The organism is Candidatus Thiosymbion oneisti, from assembly GCF_004359955.1.
GTDB classification, from domain to species: Bacteria; Pseudomonadota; Gammaproteobacteria; order Chromatiales; family Chromatiaceae; genus Thiosymbion; species Thiosymbion oneisti.
This window is the reverse complement of record NZ_SMSC01000088.1, coordinates 1-1,288: the sequence shown is the minus strand read 5'-3', so window position 1 is coordinate 1,288 and position 1,288 is coordinate 1. Positions and strand designations below refer to the sequence as shown.

General features: G+C 55.7%; 3 protein-coding genes. 2 read left to right on the top strand and 1 reads right to left on the bottom strand.

Annotation, left to right across the window (positions count from 1 at the left end):
- Both E1958_RS19525 and E1958_RS19520 read left to right on the top strand, forming a co-directional pair.
- The coding region (locus E1958_RS19525) for an FAD-dependent oxidoreductase (RefSeq protein WP_166664709.1) at positions 1-508 on the top strand (508 nt) is incomplete at its 5' end.
- A gap of 116 nt (positions 509-624) precedes the next feature.
- Positions 625-1,080: a DUF29 domain-containing protein gene (locus E1958_RS19520; RefSeq protein WP_133513355.1), complete on the top strand. Its 456-nt coding sequence runs from the start codon at positions 625-627 to the stop codon at positions 1,078-1,080.
- Between the two features lie 66 nt (positions 1,081-1,146).
- Here E1958_RS19520 and E1958_RS21730 read toward each other — a convergent pair whose 3' ends face one another.
- Complete coding sequence (locus tag E1958_RS21730) at positions 1,147-1,266, bottom strand: phage integrase N-terminal SAM-like domain-containing protein (RefSeq protein ID WP_133513356.1); 120 nt, start codon at positions 1,264-1,266, stop codon at positions 1,147-1,149.
- Positions 1,267-1,288: the final 22 nt, after the last annotated feature.

Below are 1,288 nucleotides of genomic sequence, written 5' to 3'. Positions count from 1 at the left end.
ACCCAAGCCCCCGGAGCAAGAAAACAAGGGACTCACCTGGCCCGACTGGCCCAACAAGCTGCGCACCTCCAGCTCCCAGGAAGAAGGCTGTGAACGCAGGTGGTCAGTAGCCACCAAGGCATTTGTCGCCGACGGCAACGGCAAGGTCAAGGCCATCGAATGCATCAAAGTAGACTGGACCAAGGACGACACCGGGACCTGGCGCATGACCGAGGTCCCAGGCTCCGGGTTCTCCCTGGAGGCCGATCTGGTCACCCTCGCCATGGGCTTCCTACACCCTGTACACGAAGGCATGCTCCAAGAGTTAGGCGTCGAGCGCGACGGGCGTGGCAATGTCAAGGGTCCCACCGAAGGCTCCGATGCCTATCACACCTCCATCCCAGGCGTCTTCGCCGCCGGCGACATGCGCCGCGGCCAATCCCTGGTAGTGTGGGCCATCCGAGAGGGTCGTCAGTGCGCCCGCGCTGTGGATGAGTGGCTGATGGGGAGGTCGGATTTGGCGGGGTGAATCCCGGTGTTCTCCAGGATGGATGAAGTGGCCTGTGGGCCGCTTTTTCTTGACGGCTACAATACTTTGGTCGAAGGTAATCAGCAGGGTACAGCAATCTCACTGAGAGCCATCCAATGACCATCCATACCGACACTATCAATGAATACGCATACGATGGCGATTTCTACGACTGGACCATCAAGACATCCAAGCTCCTTCGCGAGGGACACATCGGCGAAGTGGATCTGGAACAGGTCGCGGAGGAAATCGAGGACATGGGAAAAAGCGACAAACGCGCCCTCTCCAGCTATCTGAAACTCCTGATGGTTCATCTACTCAAGTGGCATTACCAACCGAAGTACAGGGGCATCAGTTGGAAGCTCTCGATTACCAACGCACGCGACGAAATACAGGACCTGCTGAAGGACAGTCCCAGCCTGAACTCCAAAGTAGAGCAATTGATAACCGATCGATACGCTACCGCGCGTAAGCGTGCAAGTCTGGAGACCGGTCTCGTGCTCGATAGTTTTCCAAACGCTTGCCCTTTTTCGGTCGAACAACTGCTCGACGATGACTATTGGCCGGATTGAGGAAAAAGGGCCAGGTTCAATTTTTGAAAACTCCCCCCCTACCTGCTCGTAAAAGGAAAAAGAAGGTTAATTGAGCCTGGCCCCTTTTTGCCCCATCTCCGCGGGATGACGTTTGGCGTGAAACAGGATAAAGTGGTGGATCCAATCCAGATAGGCTTGCTCGGTGCGGGTGAAAACGAAATAAATAAAAGGACACCCACTTTGTTTG